Genomic DNA, 21487 nt, shown 5'->3' with positions numbered 1-21487 from the left:
AACAGCACGCGGTGTAGCCTTAGCGGTCAAAATAGATCACGCCTTTGATAAGTTCGCGATTATTGATGACCTGCGGCTCAAAGGTTTCCGCCAACGCTGAAAAGGCAAACTCCTGATTCAGCATGATATCGGCGCGAAGCCTGCCGCTGGCCATGAGGGCGCGTACGCGATCAAAGTCTTCTCGCGTCGCATTCCGGCTGCCCATCAGCGTGGTTTCTTTTTTATGAAACTCGGTGTCCGGGATCACCAAATCGCCTTTGTGCAGGCCCACGTAAACAATGGTGCCGCCGTGACGCATCAAATTTACCGCGTTATTCATCGCTGCCGGACTGCCGGTGGCATCGATCACTTTCAGCGCCAGTCTGCCGTTGAACTGCTCACGTAGCGCGTCATAAAAACCCTCATCAGCTGGATTCAGGGCCGCCAGCCCTAACTTTTCACCAACGTGCTGGCGGCGAAACGCACTGGTATCTGCGACGACGACTTTTGCGCCATTCGCAGCCGCAATTGCTGCCACGCCAAGACCAATCGGCCCTGCACCGACCACCAGCACATGTTCATCCGCCTCGATCCCAGCGCGCCGCACCGCATGAGCACTGATGGCGAACGGCTCAATCAGCGCAGCTGCTTCAGGCGCAACATCATCTACCGCTAACAGGTTGCTGGCTGGCACGCTGAGATACTGGCAAAACCCACCATCCTGATGCACGCCGATAACTGAAATTTTCTCACAGCAGTTGGTCTTGCCACTCTGACAGGCATCGCAACGCTGACAGGAGAGATAAGGGATCAGCGCCACGCGTTGTCCCGGCTCGAAATCGCTGACATCGCTGCCGGTTGTCACGACTTCGCCGCAGAGTTCATGCCCCAGCACTCGTGGATAGCTGAAGAAAGGCTGATTGCCTGCCCATGCATGGATATCGGTGCCACAAATGCCCGCCGTGAGAATTTTAATTAACGCCTCACCTGCAGCAGGTGTTGGTGTGTCGCGCGTGGTCCAGATCATTTTTCGTGGTTCGGCAAGGAGCAAAGTTTTCATTGTCGTCATGGTGATTCTCCCGTTGTCTTGCACGCAGTTATGGCGAATCCCAGCAGAACAGCGGATTTAAGCTGCTGAAATTGTGAAGCGCGGCGATTTTTTTGGGCTTTGAATGGTTTTTAATGAATAAAAAACCGGAGGCGGTATGAGTCGAAGCCAGAATTTGCGTCACAACGTGATCAACCAAATGCTTGAAAGCATCACGCAGCGCCACATTCGTTCGCCGTTACCGCCACAGGCGGCATTAGCGGAGATGTTCAATATCAGCCGCACCACGGTGCGCCATACACTGCATTATCTGCATCAGCGGGGCGTGCTGGAAAAAGTTAACGAGACCTACGTCATTATTCGCGAGCCGACGGAAGAAGATGGGTTCAGCGCGCTGACGCCACCAATTGAGCAGCAGGCCAGCCAGTTTGAGCAGGCGTTTTTCAATATGATTAACCAGCGACAGCTTACTCCCGGCGATACCTTTAGCGAGCTGCAACTGGCGCAGCAGGTTAACGTCAGCCCGGTCGTGGTGCGTGAATTTCTGCTGCGTTTTATGCGCTATGACCTGCTGGAGCCGGTCAGACGCGGCCAGTGGAAAATGAAAAAATTCACCAAAGATTATGCTGAGAAGTTGTTTGAGCTGCGCGAGATGCTGGAAACCCACGCTCTGAGCCGCTTCCTGAATTTGCCTGCCGATGATGAACGCTGGATCCAGGCACGCGATCTGCTGGATCGTCATCGATCGATGCGCGACACCATTGCCAGCAATTATCGCCACTTTGCCGCCCTGGATAAACAGATGCACTCGCTGATTTTATCCGCCGCAAACAATCCGTTTTTTAATCAGTCACTGGAGATTATCTCGGTGATTTTTCACTCGCATTATCAATGGGATGAGAGCGATTTAAAACAGCGTAATATCGTGGCGCTGGAAGAACATATGGCCATTCTTACCGCTCTTATTGGTCGACAGGATGTGGATGCACTGTGCGCGCTGCATAACCATCTCGCCACGGCCAAAACGTCGATGGTGCGTTCGATCAGGCAGTACAATTAAAAACCGATTAAAAACCACAAAGCATTAGCTTCCGCACGAATCAGATACATCTTTGCAACATCGTCATATCTTTGCTTCTAGTCTCGACTGCAACGTCATGGCGGCCCTTTTTACCGCCACGCGACACTGACTTTCACCATAACGATAAGTACCCAGTTTCGGGAGGTTGCAATGAGCAATACATCGGTTACCGGCCGCGATACCTCGCCCAACGAGCCAGCGGGTCAGGATTACATCCCGATGCGCAGTGACGTGGTGCGTTCGCCACGCATCCGCAAAATTCAGATAACAGCCATGCTGCTGTTACTGTTCGCTGCCATCATCAACTATCTCGATCGCAGTTCGCTTTCTGTGGCTAACATGACGATACGTGAAGAGATGGGGCTGAACGCAACAGAAATTGGCGTACTGCTGTCGGCGTTCTCGCTGGCATATGGACTGGCGCAGCTACCGTGCGGCGCACTGCTGGACCGCAAAGGCCCACGCATTATGTTAGGCATTGGCATGTTCTTCTGGTCGCTGTTTCAGGCAGCGTCTGGCCCGGTGCACAATTTCACCCAGTTTGTATTAGTGCGTATCGGTCTCGGCATTGGCGAAGCCCCCATGAACCCGTGCGGCGTAAAAGTGATCAACGACTGGTTCAACATCAAAGATCGCGGCATGCCAATGGGGATGTTCAACGCCGCCTCGATGATCGGCCTGTCAGTTGCCCCGCCTATTCTTGCGGCAATGATGCTGGTTCTGGGCTGGCGCGGTATGTTCGTCACCATCGGGATTCTGGGTATTTTCCTCGCCATCGGCTGGTACATGATTTATCGCGACCGTGATAACAGCAAACTGAGCGCAGAAGAGATCCATTATCTGCAAGCAGGCAGCGTGGCCTCTCGTAAAGAACCGATCAGCTTCAAAGCGTGGCGCGGTTTGTTCAAACAGCGCACCATGTGGGGCATGATGATTGGCTTCAGCGGCATCAACTACACCGCATGGTTGTATATCGCCTGGCTGCCGGGTTATCTGCAATCAACCTATAACCTGGATCTGAAAAGCACCGGTCTGCTGGCAGCGATTCCTTTCCTGTTCGGTGCAGCAGGCATGTTGTTAAACGGTTATGTGGTCGATTCGCTGGTACGTCGCGGCTTTGATGCAGTGAAAACCCGTAAAGTATGCATCGTCAGCGGCATGGTGCTGTCAGCCGCCTTCACCGCGATTGTGACCCGCGCCACGGAAACCACCAGTGCAGTAACGCTGATCGGTATGGCGCTGTTCTGTATCCACTTCGCCGGTACTTCATGCTGGGGCCTGATCCACGCTAACGTTACGGCACGTATGACAGCATCAGTCGGCAGTATACAGAACTTTGCCAGCTTCATTTTTGCCTCATTCGCGCCGGTGATTACCGGTTGGGTTCTCGATACCACCAAATCATTTAGCCTGGCGCTGATGATTTGTGCCTGCGTGACGCTGGTGGGCGCACTGGCGTACCTGGTGCTGGTGCGTAAACCCATTACCGACGGCGATTGATCCCTCTCTGACGGCGCTGCCTCAGTTCAGCGCCGTCAATGTCACACCATACCGCACGCCGTAACGCTGAATACCCGCAATTACTTTTTCTACGTTGAGTGGCGGCGGAGGCGGCAACAGCGGCGCACGTTCGCGTAAGGCTGTATCAAATCGCGCCAGCGTAGCGAAATCACGTGGAAAACGTTCGGTATCCACACCCACGAAATCCCCCTTTTCTTTGGCAAAGTTCAACAGCTCCTGCCAGCGCGAGATCGCTGCCAGACCAATACTGTCGGTGCCGTGCGAAAACAGCATCATGTCAATATTACGGAACGGCGGCTGCTTTTCGAGGAATCGTTGCAATGTCGCCGCCGACGGTGAGGTGCAAAATATCAGCCAGAAGGGAATGGCGTGCTGGCGCATGGTGCACCACGGATCCATTAACAGAAAGCTGTCTACCGTCAGGCGCGTCGGTAAAATGCCCGCCGCCAGATACCAGTCACGATAAATTTCCGCAACAACAAAGCTAAGCGCCTCAGGATCTTCATAACGGATCTCCATCAGCCTCAGCCCCTGCGACGTCGCCAGATTTTTCAGCGGTGGGATCAGATACTCATCCAGCCCCCACTCCGCTTCCGGCACCGTGTCGGTAATGGCGGGCGGATCCCATCGTTTACGTTCAATACCATAATGCGCCAGATAGCTAGCCACGCGCGGCCCACCTTGCATATACTCTTTTTCCGTCGCGCCACCTAACGCCCCAAACTGGAAAAAGAGCGGTCGCTGGTGCGGGTGACAGGCCACTGACGTGTGCAGTGGGTAATAAACAGCGTGGCTTTCTCCGGCAGGCTCCCCATCAAAAACTCGTTAAACGCCAGGGCAACCCACGTAATTTCAGCCGGTAATAGCTCATCTGATCGAGCATCAGACGGTCCTGATTAGGATCCTGCATATGATGCACCGCCAGTTGAGGCCAGGCGGCCAAAAGAGCAGCCGCCACCTGCTTGCCCTGCTCAAATCCGGCTTGCGCATCGTCAGGATCGTTATTCAGTGCCCGCACCGGACAAAGAAAGGTTTGCGGTAGCCACGGCACACCCATTGCGGCTGCCAGATGCGTGATCGCCCCGTTTGAGGAGCCAATAAACGCCGCCGGATAGGATTGCTGCGGGTACTCACTCACCATCCACTCCGCAATGCCTTCAATATCCAGATTGCCTGCCTGGTTTTCGTTGATGCCTTCCGCCATACCGCCAATGGCATAGCCCCATTCGCGTAGCCGCGTTGGCAGCTTGTTGAGTGAAGGCAGCAGACGATCCAGCGTCGGCGACTGGCTGGGACTGTCAAAGGGACGATCGTGTAACGCATGGGCCAGTGCAACCAGCATTGCAGCGGAAGAGTCGAAGCGGGCAATACCTTTTGGCGGTTTACTCATGATGATTCTCCTGCTGAATGCGCGCCAGGAAGGGGCGAATGGCGCGACAAAAACTCCAGGGATAAACATAATGCAGCGTATGGGTGCCGCCGCGCAGGGTAATGGTTTCACCGTTGGCTAACAAGGCGGCGAGTTCCTCAAACCAGCGCGCCGGAGAGACCGGATCGCGTGAACCGCGTAACAGTAAGGTCGGTGCAGTGACGTAAATCAGGCGACGCTCAATGCGGTCGCGCATCATGGCGCGCATGGTGCCAAAAGCACGCCACAAACCCGCCTTCGCGTAATCAATTTGCGTCAGTTTTTTTGGTGAGCGATGTGCTTCCAGCCGTCCGTTGCGCCAGTCTCGCCACATCTGACGCGGCAGGCTGCGTGCATGGCGGTCAATGGTCGGGCCTTGCAACACTAATCCAGCGACCGCTTCAGGATATTTGACTGCTAATGCCGCCAGAATCTGACAGCCGAATGAGTTACCGATCCAGATGGCACGCTGAAAATGGTTGTGTTGCAGCCACAGCCACAGGGCTTCCGCCAGCTCATCAACCGAAAGTATCGGCGCTTTTGCCGGTAACGCGCTGGCCCCAAAGCCGGGCAAATCAGGGACCAGAACGTGATAATCACGACTCAGTGCCAGTGCCAGCTCTTCCATTGAGCGGCCCGACATCACCAGACCGTGGACCAATACCACCGGTAAACCGCGCGTTTCGTTCGGCGTCACGCGCGTAAAAATGCGCCAGTCGCCTATCTGCTGGTAATAACCGGCCAGGCCAGCCTGATGACTGCGTGGCGATACCGGTGGGGTTTGCCTGAGCTGTTGCCACTTTTTCATGCCCCACACCACAGCTGCCGCCCCAAGGCCAATGCCGGCCACCAGTGCCACTTGCTTGCGTCGCTTACTCTGAATCGTTCGTCTCATCCGTTGCTCCTGTTCAGACGGTGTATTTCAGTGTAGGACGGGATTTAACGGCAGGCGGGTAATCAGATTAAGGGGATAACAGATTGCAGCAGCGCGCAGCAAAAAATGCTTTACGATTCAAGGTGAGGTTAACCGCTACGGTGGCGGCTGAATCACAACCGCCTGCGTGGTTTTTTGTCCGATACGGCGCAACGTGTCAGGAAAGGGTATTCCTGAGTCGGCCAATTTTTTCAATTTCGACTTCAACAACGTCGCCGCTAAACATAAACAGCGGCGGTGTGCGCTTCTTACCGACACCACCCGGCGAGCCAGTGATAATAACGTCACCAGGCGACAGCGGACTGAATGCCGAAATATATTCAATAATCTTTGCCACCGAATGCACCATGCTGCCGGTGTTATCGTTTTGCACTTCACGATCGTTAAGAAAGGTTTTAATCGCCAGCTGCTGTGGGTCGGCAATCTCATCTGCCGTGGTCATCCACGGACCGAACCCACCGGTCTGCGGCCAGTTCTTCCCGGCGGTAAACCAGGTAAACTGCATGTCACGCACCGTGGCATCCATAAAGCAGCTGTAACCCGCCACCACATCTAACGCATCTTCTGCTGTTATCTGGTGCGCCGCTTTACCAATAATGACGGCCAGCTCGCCTTCGTAATCAAACTCCTGCGTGGTAGCTGGCTTAAGAAGCGGCTGCTCGTGTCCTGTCAGTGAATCGGCAAAACGGATAAACAGCGTTGGCGCTTCAAGGGTTTCAGCAAACTCTTTACGCTTATCCGCATAGTTCATGCCGACACAAAATACTTTACCGGGATTTTCAATGACGGGCAGGAAGCGCAGTGCTGAAAAGGCGTAATCGACGGGCATAGCACGAAACGCATTCAGATCCGCCAGTGACGAGCGGGTGAGGAAAGTTTTTAGGTCAGGAGACTCTGCACCAAAGCGCAAACCGAGATCGATCACGCCATTTTCCCGCACAATACCAAAACTTTTTCTTTCCTGGTCAGGAAGATAAAAACTGCAAAGCTGCATTACGGCCTCGTTATTATAGAATTTCGCGCGCAGGGTAACAAAAGATGAGCTGAAAATCGTACACAGTTCTGCTTATCGTAGGTTCAGGCGCTGAAAAGGATGTTGCTGGCAGGCAGGGCGGAGAGAAAGTGATAATCACCGGTCGATCCCTGACCGCGATTATCGAGGGTTTCTTGCGGGATGCTTAATTTAATGCACCCGGCGGTACGTGTTTGAAAGTCTCAACGTATGCGCGGAACACGTACTTCATAAAGCGTTTCATGTCTCACCTGATTCAAAATTTGTTGAAGAAATACGCGAAAAGTATAGCTTCCAGCCGTTTTACAGGCAATAAATTTTGAAGTAGATCACAAAACGCGGCTTTTAACTTCTCTGTGCTCAGTTGAACAACTCAAGGTGCTGTATCAGAATGGTGGAGCCTACGGCAATTAATACTAAGCCGCCCAGGATCTCGGCCCATTTTCCAAGAACCGGGCCAATGAAACGCCCAACCAGCACGCCGGTCGTGGCCATTATGGTTGTGGCTGCGCCAATAGTTAATGCGGTGGCAATGATGTTGACCTGTAAAAGGCCAGGCCGACGCCTACTGCCAGCGCATCAAGGCTGGTCGCTACGGCAGTGGTAGCCAGTACCATAAAACCGTGTCGTTGCGGTGCTTCACAGGGTTCGGCTGAGGTCTGACGAAAACCTTCCATCATCATACGTCCGCCGAGAAAGGCCAACAGGATAAAGGCAACCCAGTGATCCCACGCCATGATGTAGCGGCTGGCAGCCAGGCCGATAGCCCAGCCAATGAGTGGCGTTAAAGCTTCAATGCAGCCAAAAATCAGACCGGTACGCAATGCTTCTTTAAAACCTGGACGATGCAGCGTCGCACCTTTGCCGAGTGCAGCGGCGAAAGCATCCATGGACATACCCAAAGCAAGAATGAGCGTGGCGATAAAAGTCATGATTTCTACTGTTGCGGTAAAAAAGCCAGCGTTCACGCTGATTTCACCACACATTTTGTTCAGTAATGAAAAAGTGCGCGCAGTCTAGCACGCATCCCTGCATATAAAAAGACAGTAAAATCATGGCTTTAAGTATAGCAAAGGCTATAACTTTTCCTTTGCGCCAGGCTTTTGCGCTAAGTTAATGGTGTTAAAGCGTTTTCTCCAGCCGCTCCTGCTTCATCAAACGCCGTTTTATCCTCTTTTACCGCCTGGCATTGAACCACATGGCAGATTACCGGAAAATGCCGGGCTGAAATTGAGGAAACGCCTGTCATGAATAACCCATTTGAAACGCTCATTATCCCTGGCGGCATTTTGCTGCTTGGCTTTCTTTCTGCCCTGCTCCTGCCCGCGCCCGCGTTCGGTATCAACCTGGCCCAGCATCTCATGGAGATATTCCATTTTCAGGATCTCAGCCAGCTCTATACCGTGGTTTTTTGCGTGTGGTTTTTACTGTTAGGCGCAGTGGAATTCTTTGTCATTCGCTTTATCTGGCGTCGCTGGTTCAGCGTTTAAGCTTGCGATGAAACGCGACATCACTCGCGTCCAGCGATAACAAAGCATGATGGCTGCGCACTTGCGCAGCCTATCCAAACATCACAAATTTGTAACATTACCTTTACAGTAGCGTGATTTACATCACGTAACCAAAAAAATCTACAATTTCTCAACTCTATTTTAACACCTTAAAATCAATCACTTAAACAGACAGACCGATTTTAACGTGCATTTTCAGGCAAATTTGGTCAAATCATTCCTGTAACATTTCCCGTCACTAACTTACTGAGTTAACAATAAAAAATCACTTATACCTTGTCTGCTATGATGATTAATTCTTATGCTGAATCATTTCTGCATTTAAAAAATAAACAAATGTTTAATTCAGATGCGAGAATGTTATATTCGCAAGACAAAGCATAACGTGCAGTTAACCGTTATTACCGCTTTAACCTATACCTGAGTCTTAACCTTTGAGAGATAGCGCAACGCGCCGAAAGAAGCGTGTCTATTTCGCCTGCAAACCTGTTGAGCTTCAGGTCAACAGAAGAGGAGATGTCGCCTCATGTGCAAATCTGCTGTAAACCTTGCGCTCGCGATGAGTGCCACTGGAAAGGACACTACCCCGGCGCAGGAGCGTAAAGATGTTGATGTCTTGCTGATTGGCGCGGGCGTCATGAGTGCAACGTTAGGTGCCTGGCTACAGGATTTAGAGCCAGACTGGTCGATCGAAATGGTTGAACGTCTGGACAGCGTGGCTGAAGAGTCGTCTAACGGGTGGAATAATGCAGGCACCGGCCACGCCGCGCTGGCCGAGCTGAACTATACGCCGCAAAAGGCTGACGGCAGCATCGACATCTCTAAAGCGGTGGCGATCAATGAATCCTTTCAGATTTCACGCCAGTTTTACGCTTACCACGTACAAAAAGGCAATTTGCAGAACCCGAAAAGCTTTATTCACACCACGCCACACATGAGCTTTGTCTGGGGTGACGATAACGTCTCGTTCCTGCGCAAGCGTTTCCAGGCGTTGCAAAAAAGCACGCTGTTCCGCGGTATGGACTACTCAGAAGATGCCGGGCAGATTGCAGAGTGGATCCCGCTGGTGATGAAAGGCCGCGATCGCAGCCAGAAAGTGGCCGCGACCTGGACCGAGATGGGAACTGACGTCAATTTTGGGGAAATCACCCGTCAGTTGATCGCCTCGCTGGCGAAAAAACCCCATTTCCGCCTGCGCCTGCGTCAGGAGGTGCGTGACATCACTCGCCTGAAAGATGGCCGCTGGCAGGTAACCCTCACCTGTCTGGCAAGCGGTACGCGCCGGACGCTGACGGCGAAAACGGTGTTTATTGGTGCCGGTGGTGCCGCCCTGCCGCTGCTGCAAAAGGCGGGTATCCCGGAAGCGAACGGCTATGCAGGCTTCCCGGTCGGCGGCTCGTTCCTGGTGACTGAAAATCCGGACGTGGTGCAGCAGCACATGGCGAAGGTTTATGGCAAAGCCAGCGTGGGCGCGCCGCCGATGTCGGTGCCGCACGTTGATACGCGCGTGCTGGATGGTAAACAGGTGCTGCTATTTGGCCCGTTTGCGACCTTCTCTACCAAATTCCTTAAGCAGGGTTCACTGCTGGATATGTTCGCTTCACTGAACACCACTAATCTGCTGCCCATGATGCAGGTGGGTCTGAAGAGTTTTGACCTGGTGAAATACCTGATGGATCAGGTTTTACAGAGCGATCGTGACCGAATGGATGCGTTGCGTGCCTACGTGCCGCAGGCGAAGCAGGAAGACTGGCGTTTGGTAACAGCAGGCCAGCGCGTGCAGATCATCAAAAATGATGAGAAAGAGGGTGCCGTGTTGCGCCTCGGCACAGAAGTGGTGGCATCTGAAGATGGATCGATCTCGGCGCTATTGGGTGCATCGCCTGGCGCCTCTACTGCGGCACCCATCATGCTGGAGCTGCTGCGTAAGGTCTATCCTGAGCAGATGGCATCGCCGGAATGGCAAAATAAAATCCGTGCCGTTATTCCTTCCTGGGGCCGCAGGCTCAACGGTGACGTTGCGCTGACGGAAAAAGTGCTGGCAGAAACCAGCCGCATATTGCAGCTTGATTATGCGCCGGTTACGCCAGTGGCAGCGAACGACGAGGGCCGCGAAACCGCCCATGTCGTGGGAAAGTAACCTACTGATCCTTCTGTTAAGGCCTCGCATTGCGAGGCCTTATTATTTTCTGCCCGCCTGGTCGACTTGCCGATTCTCTATTAGGGTTAGTGATGTGCTGCAGATCATCTGCCCGCTAAATCAGGAGGAAATTGCATGTCTCAACCGACCGCCGCTGATGAACTCACCCTGCTGGATCGCTACTGGCGCGCCGCCAATTATTTGTCAGTCGGACAAATTTATCTGATGGCAAATCCGCTGTTACGTGAGCCGCTAAAACCGGAACACATCAAGCCGCGCCTGCTCGGGCACTGGGGCACCACGCCTGGACTGAACTTTATCTATGCGCACCTGAACCGCATCATTCGCCAGCGCGATCTCAATCTTATCTATATTTGTGGGCCTGGCCACGGCGGACCGGGAATGGTAGCGAACACCTGGCTGGAAGGCAGTTACAGTGAGATCTATCCGCACATCAGCCAGGATGCAGAAGGCATGCAGCGGCTGTTTAAACAATTTTCGTTTCCTGGCGGCATTCCCAGCCATGCAGCACCCGAAACGCCGGGTTCAATCAACGAAGGCGGCGAGCTGGGCTACTCACTGTCACATGCGTTTGGCGCAGCCTTCGATAATCCCGATCTGGTGGTGCCTTGCGTAATCGGTGACGGTGAAGCTGAAACCGGACCGCTGGCATCAAGCTGGCACGGCATTAAATTTCTCAATCCTGAGCGCGACGGCGCTGTGTTGCCGATTCTTCATCTCAACGGCTACAAAATTGCTAATCCCACTCTTCTCGGACGCGCCAGCGATGATGACCTGCAGCAATTGTTCAGCGGTTACGGCTATGAGCCGCTGTTTGTTGCGGGACACGAGCCAGAGAAGATGCACGTGCAGATGGCTGAAGCACTGGATAACGCTTTTGAGAAAATTGCGGCTTTTCAGCAGGCAGCACGCAGCGGTCAGCCCAGTGATGCGGTGCCGCGCTGGCCGATGATTATTCTGCGCAGCCCCAAAGGCTGGACCGGCCCGCAAACGGTGGACGGAAAAAAAGTCGAAGATTTCTGGCGAGCGCATCAGGTGCCGGTATCAGCCTGTCGCGAGAATGACGAGCATCGCAAAATTCTTGAAGAGTGGATGCGCAGCTATCAGCCTGACGATCTGTTCGATGAGCAGGGGCAGCTAAAAGCAGAACTGCGCGCGCTGATACCCCAGGGCGACAAGCGCATGGGTGCATCGCCGTTTGCTAACGGTGGCATATTGCGTCGGGAGCTGAATGTGCCCGATATCCGCGAGTTCGCTTTTGATACGCAGCACCCCGGCTCGCAACAGGCGCAGGCCACGGAACAACTTGGTCGCTACCTGAGCGCCATTTTTCAGCGCAATAAGGATAACTTCCGTCTGTTTGGCCCGGATGAAACTGCGTCGAACCGCTTAACGCCGGTGTTTGACGTAACCGGGAAAACCTGGCTTGAAGCGGTCAAACCTTACGATGAGCAGCTGGCGCGCGACGGTCGGGTGATGGAAATTCTTAGCGAGCACCAGTGTCAGGGCTGGCTGGAAGGTTATCTGTTAACCGGCCGACACGGCTTGTTTAACTGTTACGAAGCCTTTATTCATATCGTCGATTCGATGTTTAATCAGCATGCGAAATGGCTGAAAGTGACGCGCAAGCTGGGCTGGCGCAAACCAATTTCATCCCTTAACTATCTTCTTTCGTCGCATGTCTGGCGTCAGGATCACAATGGCTACAGCCATCAGGATCCCGGCTTTATCGATCACGTTGCCAATAAGAAAGCGGATATTGTTCGCATCTATTTACCGCCTGATGCCAATACGCTGCTGTGGGTGGGCGATCACTGCCTGCGTACCGGGGATCGCATCAATGTTATTGTGGCGGGCAAACAGCCTTCGCCGCAGTGGCTGGATATGGAAAGCGCCATTGCACACTGTGAAGCGGGTATGGGGGAATGGCGCTGGGCAGGCACGACACCAGAAGGCGAATCGCCCGATGTGGTGATGGCGTGCGCCGGTGATGTACCGACGATGGAAACGCTGGCGGCTGTCGATCTGCTGCGCAACTATCTGCCCGATCTGCGCATTCGCGTGGTGAACGTGGTGGATTTAATGGCGCTGCAAACGCAGGATCAGCATCCACACGGCAAATCCCATGAGGAATTTGATGCGCTGTTTACGGAAGACAAGCCAGTGATTTTTGCCTTCCACGGCTATCCCACCCTGATTCATCGCCTGACCTACCAGCGCAACAATCATCGCAACTTCCACGTGCGGGGCTTTAATGAAGAAGGCACCACCACCACGCCGTTTGATATGACCGTGCTGAACGAGCTTGATCGCTATCATCTGGCGCAGCAGGCAATTCTGCGCGTGGCGGGGCTGGCTGACCAACACCCGGAACTGCTGGATGATTTGCAGGAGCGCATCGCCGAACATCACCGCTACGTGCGTGAATATGGCGAAGATGTGCCGGAAGTACGCGACTGGCTTTGGCCATCACAGGCAGCGCCGGGCGCGCCTGATTAAGCTGCCTGAAGGGCATCCATCAACATCCACGCTGTCGTTGCCACCAGCGACAGCGCCATCAGGCTGTTGAATAGCTGGCGTTTCCAGGCAACCTGTAAGTGGCTGCGCAGGCGATCGCCGAGCGCCGCCCAGACCAGAATACAGGGCAGATTAAGCAACATAAAACCAGCCATTACTGTGAGTACGCCGCTGCTGCCGCTATAAAGCAAGGCAACATTGCTCGCCATGAGCCAGGCTTTGGGGTTGATGGCCTGGAAACAGGCACCGCCTAACAGTGTCATCGGCTGTGGTTTTGTGCGTACTTCTGGCGCACCGGCACGAAAAATTTTCCACGATAGCCAAAGCAAATAGCCACAACCCGCCAGCGTCAGCGGCAGTCGGATCGCCGCCATCCAGTGCAGCAATATTTCCAGCGCCACGCCCGCAATCACCGTTTGCACCGCACAACCGAACAAAATGCCGAACACCATCGGTAGAGTGCGGCGCATACCAAAATTCACACCAGAGGTGGCAAGCAGCAGGTTATTCGGACCGGGCGTAATAGACATCACGGTGACGTAACTGAAAAAAGAGGGATCGAGCATAATGACTTACCGGTTGATGAACAGAGCTTCATGCTACGGCGATAAAAATAATGGTAACAGAGACACAAAATTACTATTGTGATGGATACAGTTATTATTATTTTAAATTGTACCCATCCTTTCCGGAGGCTTCTGTGTCCCTTGCGTCCTCAACCGATCAGCGTCTGTATCAACAATTAGCCGATAACTTTGCCGAAGCCATTCATCAGGGCACGCTGAAACCCGGTAAACGCCTGCCTGCTATTCGTCGCGTGGCACAGTCTCACCAGGTGAGTGTGAATACGGTACTCAACGCCTGGCAATTGCTGGAAGATCGCGGTTTGATTGAAGCGCGCCCACAGTCCGGCTATTACGTGCGCGGCATGCTACCCGCCGTTACCCGTGCCGGACAACATAAAGCGCGGGTACGCGACCCCAGCAGCGAAAAGCTGGATTTAATTGATAAAGTATTTGCGGCGCAAAACCATCCTGACTACACCAACATTTCGCTGGCCTGTCCCCAGGATAGCGAACTGTTTCCGTCAACGCGCATCGCGCGTATCACGGCCTCGTTATTACGTCGGCAACCCAATCTGATAGGACGTTATGCGCTTCCACCCGGTAGTGTGTACTTACGGGAGGAGATCGCACGACGCGCCTTACATGCCGGACATTCACTCACCGCCGATGAAATTACCCTGACGCATGGCTGCATAGAGGCCCTGCAACTGGCGCTGCGTGCGGTGACACAACCGGGTGACTGCGTGGGGCTGGAGTCGCCAACCTACTTTTTCCTGTTTCCGCTGTTAGCCTCGCTTGGCCTGAAGGCGCTGGAGATCCCCACCGATCCACAGCATGGCCTGTCGCTGGATGCGTTAGAAATGCTGCTTCAGGAGAAACGTATTCAGGCACTGATTGCCATGCCGAGCGCACAGAACCCACTGGGCTACTGTATGTCGCTGGAAAACAAAAAGCGGCTGGCGAAGTTAGTGAATACGTACCAGGTTCCGCTGTTAGAAGATGGACTCTATGACGAATTGCAGTTTGACTGGCCGCTCTCGCCGGCGGTGAAAGCGTTCGATCAGCAAGGCTGGGTACTCTACTGCACCAGCTTCACCAAAACGATTGCTCCCGATTTTCGCATCGGCTGGATTGCAGCAGGCCGTTTCCATGATGCTGTCGCGCGGCTGAAAGCACTCTCTTCAATGGCAGAATCTAGCCTGCTCTCTGAAACCCTGGCGGCGTTTCTGGCGAATGGCGGCTACGATCATCATCTGCGCACGCTACGCCGCCGTTACGCTGCCAATCTTGATGAGGCTCGTGGATTAATAGCCCGTCATTTTCCGCAGGGTACGCGCGCGACGCTGCCGCGCGGTGGCTTTGTTTTCTGGGTCGAACTGCCAGGCAATGTGAATACCACAGAGATGTTTGATCGGCTATTGCAGGAACAGATTTGCGTCACGCCAGGCGCGCTCTATTCACTCAGCGAGCGTTACAATCACGCGCTGCGCCTCTCCTGCTGTTATCCGTTCGACGAACGCTATACATGGGCCATCAGGCGTGCCGGTGCTGTCGCCTGTGAACTGGCAGGCTTGCCACCAGGTCAGGATCACGGCGTGCCGTTGCGTCCCCAGACGGTATAGCCGTGGCGTTCCGTCAGGCGCTCGTAGTAAGTACGCACTGCCGGATAATCGGGGTGATCCAGCGGTGTCTCAAACCAGCGATTCACCGCAAGGCCGATCGGTATATCGGCAAGCGTAAAGTTGCGACCCGCAACGTAACGGCCCGTTTTTTCGAGCTGTTTGTTAAGAATGCTCATGGTGTGGGACCAGCCTTTGCACGCGGCTGCGAGCAGGCGCGGATCCTGATGTGCAGGCGAGTTACGCACCAGCGACATAAAAGCATAGCGCCATGAGGTGTTGAGTTCGGTGGATTGCCAGTCCATCCATTGATCGATCGGCGCACGGGCACGCGGCTGTGCTGGATAGAGCCAGTCGCCGCCATAGGCACCTGCCAGATAACGCAGAATGGCGTTGGATTCCCACAGCACCAGATCATCATCTTTAATAACGGGGATCAGTGCGTTGGGATTAAGTGCCATGAATTCAGGTGAGTGTTGCGATTTCGAACCTTCGCCCCACTCTTCGCGTTCGTAATCAAGGTCCAGCTCGTCACACAGCCATAACACTTTGCGCACATTGATTGAGGAGGCGCGTCCCAGGATTTTCAACATAAAAGGCTCTCGCGAAATCTTTAACTTATTCATAGCCCTGTTAACGGCGATAAGCAATCGCCAGGCAAAGAAAAGCCCTTTTCAGACCATAATGAGGAAGGAGTGACAATGAAGGTCGCGTTTAAGCAAGTAGATGTTTTTACATCGTCAGCCTTTAACGGCAATCCGTTAGCGGTAATCATGGATGCACAGGGACTCAGCGATGAGCAGCTCGCCGCGATTGCGCGCTGGACCAATCTGTCAGAAACCACTTTCGTCTTGCCGCCGCAGGATCCGCAGGCTGATTACCGGGTGCGTATTTTTACCGTGGAAGGTGAGTTACCTTTTGCCGGCCATCCCACACTGGGCACCGCTCATGCCCTGCTGGAAGCGGGCTGGCCAACCCAAAAACCGGGTGTCATCGTACAGGAGTGCGGTGTCGGCAACGTTACGGTGAAAATTGCGGATGAGGGTATCCTGGCGTTTGCAGCGCCAGACGCAACCCTGACGCCATTTAGCGATGCGCTGATGAGCAACGCCTTAAACAGCGATGCTTTTGATCTGACACATACCGCAACCGTTGTGGATATGGGAATCCGCTTTTTATTGGTTCCGATGGTGAATGCTGAGGCGGTGCTGGCCATTCAGCCCAATGTCAGTGACCTGCAACGCCTGCTGAAACACGCAAATGTTACCGGCGTAATGCCGTTTGGCCGCCTGCCTGAAGGCGAGGCCGAACAGTATGAAGTGCGCGGATTACTGGTTGAACAGGGCTGCCTGACGGAAGATCCGATTACAGGCAGTGCCAATGCGTGCCTGGCGCGCTATTTTGCCTCGCAGGGCCAAACTGCGGCTTATCGCGTGCGTCAGGGCACCGCGATCCAACGAGCGGGCCGTGTGCAGGTAGATTTTGACGGCGACGCTATCTGGATCGGTGGCAAAACTGTGACGGTAATTGATGGCACCATTGAGGTATAAAAAAACGGGCGACCTCTGTCGCCCGTTTGATCATATCGCTTGCCCGCCTGAGGCTTCGATGCGCTGACCGGTGATCCAGCCCGTTTCATCGCTGAGCAGTGCGCTAACCGCATCGCCAATGTCATCCGGCAGCCCAACGCGGCCCAGTGCCGTTAACGAGGCGATATGCTTATTCATTTCCGGATTATCACGCACGCGCCCGCCACCAAAATCGGTTTCAATCGCGCCCGGCGCCAGGATATTGACGCGAATACGCCGCTCACCCAACTCTTTTGCCTGATAACGTGTCAGCACTTCCATTGCGCCCTTAATTGACGCATAAGTGCCGGAGCCAGGAAGCGTAATGCGCGTCAGTCCGCTGGAGATATTCAGGATGCGCCCCCGTCCACGATAAGCGGCAGCAGCTTCTGCGTCAGGAAAAATGGCCCTTTAAAATGCACATTGATCAGGCTGTCGAACTCCTCTTCTGTTGTCTCAGCAAAAGGCTTGTAGTGACCTGTTCCGGCGTTGTTCAATAAGTAATCAAAACTGTCACGCTGCCAGCGATTTTGCAGTTCGTTTTTTACCGTGCCGATAAAATTGTCGAACTGACTGATGTCGCCGACATCCAGTGCCAGCGCCACTGCGCGACCGCCAAGCGCCTCGATCGCCTTTACAACCGCCTGTGCCTCTTCAGCCTGACTGCGGTAGGTCAATATAATATCAGTCTGCTTTGCGGCCAGTTTCAGCGCCGCATTCTTACCTAAACCTCGGCTTCCACCGGTTATTAACGCAATTTTACGACTCATTTTTGTCTCCTGTTGCAAAATTGAACACGATTTAAGGATATTCACGAATAACTGATCTATAAACGCAGAGAAATACGCAGCACTGTTTCAATTAAAACAACAATCGGTGAACAAAATGGATAAAATTCATGCAATGCAGGTGTTCGTCCGGGTGGCCGAAATGGGCAGTTTTACCCGCGCTGCAGAAAGTTTAGGCCTTCCTAAAGGAAGCGTGTCGCGGCAATTACAGGCGCTGGAAAATCAAATGGGCACGCGGCTGCTGCATCGTACGACGCGGCGCGTGCAGCTGACCCAGGATGGGCTGGTTTATTACGATCGCTGTCTGGATCTGTTGTCGATTATCGATGATATGGACAGCCTGTTTCAGCACGATCCTGCGACGTTAAGTGGCAAGCTGCGCGTTGATATGTCGGTGGCGATGGCAACGGGTTTTGTCCTGCCGCGGCTTCCTGAATTTTTACAACATTACCCCGGTATTGAACTTGAACTCAGCAGCAGCGACCGTCAGGTCGATGTGATTCGGGAAGGCTTCGACTGTGTTATCCGCGTGGGTGAGTTAAAAGATTCAGGACTGATCGCCCGTAAAATCGGCAGCTATAGCTTGATCAACTGTGCCAGCCCTGGCTACCTTTCGCGTTTTGGCATGCCTCTTCGCCTTGAAGATTTGTCGCAACATGCCATGGTGCATTACACCCAGCAGCTTGGTCAGCCTTCTGCTGGTTTCGAATATTTCGACGGTAAACAGTGCCACTTCGTACAAACCGGCGGCGTAGTCACGGTGAACAGTACCGAAACCTACCGTGCAGCTTGCCTGGCCGGACTCGGTATTATTCAGGTACCGGCAATAGGTATCCAGCCACTGCTGGAATCGGGACAGTTAGTTGAAGTCTTGCATCACTTCCCGGCAAAGCCGATGCCGATTCATCTGCTCTATCCGCATCGCCGTAACGTTGCACGTCGCGTTCGGGTGTTTATGGAGTGGTTAAGTCAGGTCTTGCAGGAGTACGTGACCTGACGGGCTATAATTTGAATTTGCTTAATAACAGGATAATGATCGTCTATGACAGACAACCCGGAAAAAACAGAGGATACGCAGCCGCAGAAGCCGCTGATTGATATTAAAACAGGTAATAAATCGGTCGATAAATCCATTGTCCGCGTGTCGCGCTTTGCGGCATGGTTTCAGGCGATTCCGGCGGTTGCGCATTTTATTCGTGCGCTGGACCGCTTTAACGATCGTTTAGGCAGTCAGTTTGGTGCAGCCATCACCTATTTTTCATTTTTATCACTGATCCCTATTCTGATGGTCTCGTTTGCCGCCGTCGGTTTTATACTGGCATCGAATCAGGATCTGCTCACTGACATCATCAATAAAATTGTCAGCAGCATCAGCGATCCTACGCTGGCAACGACCCTGAAAAATACGGTGAACACCGCAATACAGCAACGCGCGACGGTGGGAATTACCGGTTTGTTGCTGGCGCTCTATTCGGGTCTTAACTGGATGGGTAATTTACGCGAAGCGATTCGTGCACAGTCGCGTGATGTCTGGGAGCGCAAGCCAGATGAAAAAGAAAAAATCTGGAAACGCTACATCCGCGATTTTTTATCTCTCACCGGTTTGATGCTGGCGCTGATTCTGACCTTATCACTGACCTCAGTTGCGGGTTCGGCACAGGCGACCATTGTTAATGCTCTGGGGCTGGGCGGTATTGAATGGCTGCGTCCGGCGATGACCATCATTGCCACCTCCATATCCGTGTTCGCTAACTATTTGCTTTTTCTTTGGATTTTCTGGATTTTACCGCGCCACAAGCCACGGAAAAAAGCCTTGTTGCGTGGTACGTTGCTCGCAGCAATTGGCTTTGAAGTGATCAAATTTGTCATGACGCTGACACTGCCGAAGCTGGCAACATCCCCTTCCGGTGCAGCATTTGGATCGGTACTCGGCCTGATGGCATTTTTCTATTTCTTTGCGCGTCTGACGCTGTTTTGTGCCGCGTGGATCGCCACAGCAAAATATAAAGATGATCCCCGCATGTCCGAAGTGGGCAGCAAATCACGTAACGGATGATGACAAAACGTAAAAGGTAGCGGAAAATTTTCCCCCTCGGCTAATTTTCATCCGAATCACAGGATGAATTGCTGAGGGGTCACTTTAATTAAGCGGTTTTGTAGAGTATCTCGCCAAAATTAAGCCACTTCACCTTGCCATAACCCGACATTACCTCAGAGTCAGAAATTATCCTCTTTTTGCCCTGCAAAGCCTGTCGTGGCGCGGTTTTTCGCCATTGAATGACGCCATTCAGGTGCGTAAGATTCTTGGTCTCATTTACAAATAAGAAACTGTTATGCAAGCCTCCATCTCAGAATCACTCGACAAGCAACATGAGCCAACGCCGGTCAACTCGCGTAGCAAAGTGGTCGTTGCGTCGCTGGTCGGTACGGCCATCGAATTCTTCGATTTTTATATTTATGCCACTGCCGCCGTTATCGTTTTTCCGCACATCTTTTTTCCTCAAGGTGATGCTACCGTTGCCACGCTGCAATCGCTGGCCACGTTTGCCATTGCTTTTGTGGCGCGCCCAATTGGTTCCGCGCTATTTGGTCATTTCGGCGATCGCGTAGGCCGTAAAGCCACGCTGGTGGCTTCGCTGCTTACTATGGGTATTTCAACTGTGGTCATCGGCCTGTTACCGAGCTACCAAAGCATTGGCGTGATGGCACCGCTGCTGCTGGCGCTGGCGCGCTTCGGTCAGGGCCTGGGCCTTGGCGGTGAATGGGGCGGTGCCGCACTGCTGGCAACGGAAAACGCACCAGCGAAAAAACGTGCACTATACGGCTCCTTTCCGCAGCTGGGCGCGCCGATTGGCTTCTTCTTTGCTAACGGTACTTTCCTGCTGCTCTCATGGCTGCTTACCGATCAGCAGTTCATGGACTGGGGCTGGCGTGTGCCATTTGTCCTGTCTGCGGTGCTGGTACTGATTGGGTTATATGTGCGCGTATCGCTGCACGAAAGCCCGGTATTTGCCAAAGTGCAGAAAGAGAAGAAACAAGTGCGCGTGCCCATCGCAGCACTGCTCAGCAAGCATTTAACCGCCACCATCCTGGGGACGTTCATCATGCTTGCCACCTATACGCTGTTTTACATCATGACCGTTTACTCCATGAGTTACGGTACGGCACCGGCTCCGGCGGGGCTTGGCTTCTCGCGTAATAGTTTCCTGTGGATGCTGATGGTCGCGGTGATTGGCTTTGGCGTGATGGTGCCGATTGCCGGTCTGCTGGCTGACCGCTTTGGTCGCCGCAAAACCATGATCACTATTACACTGCTGATTATTCTGTTTTCGTTCATGTTTCCGATGCTGTTGGGTTCAGGCTCACAGATTTTGGTGATGGGCTTCCTGCTGCTCGGCCTGAGCATTATGGGCCTGACCTTTGGCCCAATGGGCGCGCTGTTACCTGAATTGTTCCCAACGGAAGTGCGTTATACCGGCGCCTCGTTCTCCTATAATCTGTCGTCGATTTTGGGCGCCTCTGTCGCACCCTACATCGCCACCTGGTTGAATACCCATTACGGTTTGCAGGCCGTCGGGTTCTATCTGGCAAGCATGGCGGTGTTAACACTGATCGCGCTGATCGCCTGTAAAGAGACGCGCCATCAGACGCTTTACGAAGCGTGATGTGAATGCTGTCGTGAAAAGCCTGGCTTAATGCCAGGCTTTTTTATGGGCGCGGATCTTCTGTCTCTGTCGGCGATAGCCTGGTGCCATCACCCCTCTTTTCCACCAA

Annotated in this window: 16 protein-coding genes and 3 pseudogenes; 10 read left to right on the top strand and 9 right to left on the bottom strand. The window is 53.4% G+C overall.

Translation table 11 applies throughout. From position 1 onward, the window contains the following. Window positions 1–19 precede the first annotated feature (19 nt). A complete protein-coding gene (locus O3W44_RS13425) occupies window positions 20–1048 on the bottom strand; it encodes a zinc-binding alcohol dehydrogenase family protein (protein WP_269293454.1) in 1029 nt (342 codons plus the stop codon). A gap of 136 nt (window positions 1049–1184) precedes the next feature. Between O3W44_RS13425 and O3W44_RS13420 the strand changes: the two genes are divergently transcribed. Continuing rightward, window positions 1185–2087, top strand: a complete 903-nt coding sequence (locus O3W44_RS13420) for a GntR family transcriptional regulator (protein WP_269293452.1) — start codon at window positions 1185–1187, stop codon at window positions 2085–2087. 171 nt (window positions 2088–2258) lie between these two features. Then, window positions 2259–3608 (top strand): MFS transporter, encoded by a 1350-nt coding sequence (locus O3W44_RS13415; RefSeq protein WP_269293451.1) that lies wholly within the window; start codon window positions 2259–2261, stop codon window positions 3606–3608. Between the two features lie 21 nt (window positions 3609–3629). Here the strand turns inward: O3W44_RS13415 and O3W44_RS24685 are convergent. The 5 genes and pseudogenes from O3W44_RS24685 to mntP form a co-directional block, all read right to left on the bottom strand. Continuing rightward, a pseudogene (locus tag O3W44_RS24685) lies at window positions 3630–5019 on the bottom strand (hypothetical protein). Further along, window positions 5012–5932, bottom strand: a complete 921-nt coding sequence (locus O3W44_RS13400) for an alpha/beta fold hydrolase (RefSeq protein ID WP_269293448.1) — start codon at window positions 5930–5932, stop codon at window positions 5012–5014. The pseudogene O3W44_RS24685 and the gene O3W44_RS13400 overlap by 8 nt, the downstream one beginning before the upstream one ends. Before the next feature lie 196 nt (window positions 5933–6128). Beyond that, window positions 6129–6965 (bottom strand): fumarylacetoacetate hydrolase family protein, encoded by an 837-nt coding sequence (locus O3W44_RS13395; protein ID WP_269293447.1) that lies wholly within the window; start codon window positions 6963–6965, stop codon window positions 6129–6131. A gap of 184 nt (window positions 6966–7149) precedes the next feature. Further along, on the bottom strand, window positions 7150–7227 hold the full coding sequence (azuC, locus tag O3W44_RS24990) for a stress response protein AzuC (protein ID WP_442954668.1): 78 nt from the start codon (window positions 7225–7227) through the stop codon (window positions 7150–7152). Window positions 7228–7343: 116 nt separating this feature from the next. Beyond that, a pseudogene (mntP, locus tag O3W44_RS13390) lies at window positions 7344–7915 on the bottom strand (manganese efflux pump MntP). Between the two features lie 315 nt (window positions 7916–8230). Between mntP and O3W44_RS13385 the strand changes: the two are divergent. The 3 genes from O3W44_RS13385 (at window position 8231) to O3W44_RS13375 (ending at window position 13154) form a co-directional block, all read left to right on the top strand. Next, window positions 8231–8473 carry a DUF1158 domain-containing protein gene (locus O3W44_RS13385; protein ID WP_269293446.1) on the top strand — a complete coding sequence of 81 codons (243 nt, stop codon included), beginning with the start codon at window positions 8231–8233 and terminating at the stop codon, window positions 8471–8473. Window positions 8474–9020: 547 nt separating this feature from the next. Then, the gene (mqo, locus tag O3W44_RS13380) at window positions 9021–10634 is read left to right on the top strand and encodes a malate dehydrogenase (quinone) (protein ID WP_269293445.1); all 1614 of its coding nucleotides are present in this window, start codon (window positions 9021–9023) and stop codon (window positions 10632–10634) included. Window positions 10635–10769: 135 nt separating this feature from the next. After that, on the top strand, window positions 10770–13154 hold the full coding sequence (locus tag O3W44_RS13375) for a phosphoketolase family protein (protein WP_269293444.1): 2385 nt from the start codon (window positions 10770–10772) through the stop codon (window positions 13152–13154). Here O3W44_RS13375 and O3W44_RS13370 read toward each other — a convergent pair. Next, complete coding sequence (locus tag O3W44_RS13370; RefSeq protein ID WP_269293443.1) at window positions 13151–13738, bottom strand: LysE family translocator; 588 nt, start codon at window positions 13736–13738, stop codon at window positions 13151–13153. The genes O3W44_RS13375 and O3W44_RS13370 overlap by 4 nt on opposite strands. Window positions 13739–13872: 134 nt before the next feature. On the opposite strand from O3W44_RS13370, the gene O3W44_RS13365 reads away from it, so the two are divergent. Then, window positions 13873–15360, top strand: a complete 1488-nt coding sequence (locus O3W44_RS13365; protein ID WP_269293442.1) for an aminotransferase-like domain-containing protein — start codon at window positions 13873–13875, stop codon at window positions 15358–15360. On the opposite strand, the gene O3W44_RS13360 is transcribed toward O3W44_RS13365, so the two are convergent. Next, complete coding sequence (locus tag O3W44_RS13360; RefSeq protein WP_269293441.1) at window positions 15327–15950, bottom strand: glutathione S-transferase family protein; 624 nt, start codon at window positions 15948–15950, stop codon at window positions 15327–15329. The two genes, O3W44_RS13365 and O3W44_RS13360, sit on opposite strands and share 34 nt — an antisense overlap. A 108-nt stretch (window positions 15951–16058) precedes the next feature. Between O3W44_RS13360 and O3W44_RS13355 the strand changes: the two genes are divergently transcribed. Beyond that, a complete protein-coding gene (locus O3W44_RS13355) occupies window positions 16059–16907 on the top strand; it encodes a PhzF family phenazine biosynthesis protein (protein WP_269293440.1) in 849 nt (282 codons plus the stop codon). Window positions 16908–16937: 30 nt separating this feature from the next. Here O3W44_RS13355 and O3W44_RS13350 read toward each other — a convergent pair. Continuing rightward, window positions 16938–17695, bottom strand: a pseudogene (locus tag O3W44_RS13350) (SDR family NAD(P)-dependent oxidoreductase). Between the two features lie 115 nt (window positions 17696–17810). Between O3W44_RS13350 and O3W44_RS13345 the strand changes: the two are divergent. The 3 genes from O3W44_RS13345 (at window position 17811) to O3W44_RS13335 (ending at window position 21378) form a co-directional block, all read left to right on the top strand. Then, a complete protein-coding gene (locus O3W44_RS13345; protein ID WP_269293439.1) occupies window positions 17811–18710 on the top strand; it encodes a LysR family transcriptional regulator in 900 nt (299 codons plus the stop codon). 45 nt (window positions 18711–18755) lie between these two features. Next, the gene (gene yhjD / locus O3W44_RS13340) at window positions 18756–19769 is read left to right on the top strand and encodes an inner membrane protein YhjD (RefSeq protein ID WP_269293438.1); all 1014 of its coding nucleotides are present in this window, start codon (window positions 18756–18758) and stop codon (window positions 19767–19769) included. A 277-nt stretch (window positions 19770–20046) separates the two neighbouring features. Beyond that, complete coding sequence (locus O3W44_RS13335; protein ID WP_269293437.1) at window positions 20047–21378, top strand: MFS transporter; 1332 nt, start codon at window positions 20047–20049, stop codon at window positions 21376–21378. Window positions 21379–21487: the final 109 nt, after the last annotated feature.

The sequence above is a fragment of the Pantoea sp. LMR881 genome (assembly GCF_027157825.1).
In the GTDB taxonomy this organism is placed as follows: domain Bacteria; phylum Pseudomonadota; class Gammaproteobacteria; order Enterobacterales; family Enterobacteriaceae; genus Pantoea; species Pantoea haifensis.
The sequence above is the reverse complement of the archived record's forward strand: the minus strand, read 5'-3'. Positions and strand labels throughout refer to the sequence as shown.